Consider the following 804-nt stretch of genomic DNA (forward strand, 5'->3'; position numbering starts at 1 on the left):
ATAGGGTCAACTTTATCGGATACGCAGACGATTTTGTCATCACAGGTTCTTCGCAAGAAGTCCTAGTTAATGAAATCAAGCCGCAACTCATTGGCTTTCTACAGGAAAGGGGCTTAACACTCTCTGATGAGAAAACACACATTACTCATATCAATGATGGTTTTGACTTTCTGGGATTCAATATCAGGAAGTACAACGGCAAACTGCTCATTAAACCGAGCAAGAGCAACGTTCTGTCATTTCTGAGCAACTTACGTGAATTCATCAGAAAACATCCAACAATACCCGTTAACGATTTAATCAAAATACTGAATCCGAAACTGAGGGGGTGGGCGAACTATTATCGCCATTGTGTTGCTAAGCAAGTTTTCGGTTATGTAGGCCATCAACTTTTCTGGTTGTTATGGCGCTGGGCAGTTAGGCGTCATCCGTCTAAAAGTAAAGACTGGGTGAGGCGTAAATATTATTTGGATGATAAGGGACAGTGGCAATTTCATGGTTGGCAGAAAATAGCGAACATGGATTGTCGGTTTAACCTTGTCCAAATAGCTCAAACGCTAATACAAAGACATGTGAAAATCAGGAGTGCAGCGACACCTTACGACCCCGAATATGCAGCTTACTTAGGTACGCGCAAGCGGGCAAAGGAAGGTAGAAACTCATGGTTCGAACCCGTCTTGGCTGCGATATAGGGTGCTGGGTAACAGAACACGCCTTAGTGGAGGCTTGAGCCGTATGCAGTGAAAGTTGCACGTACGGTTCTTAGGAGGGCGGCACTTGGTAACAGGTGTCGCCTATCCGACA

The 804-nt window shown here is 44.8% G+C and carries 1 protein-coding gene; it reads left to right on the top strand.

Features of this window, described 5'->3' with window-relative positions:
- Window positions 1-692, top strand: a 692-nt coding sequence (locus IEW93_RS21875) for a group II intron maturase-specific domain-containing protein (RefSeq protein ID WP_268237070.1), incomplete at its 5' end; no start/stop codon positions are given.
- Window positions 693-804 lie beyond the last annotated feature (112 nt).

Source organism: Shewanella inventionis (genome assembly GCF_014641855.1).
Lineage (GTDB): Bacteria > Pseudomonadota > Gammaproteobacteria > Enterobacterales > Shewanellaceae > Shewanella > Shewanella inventionis.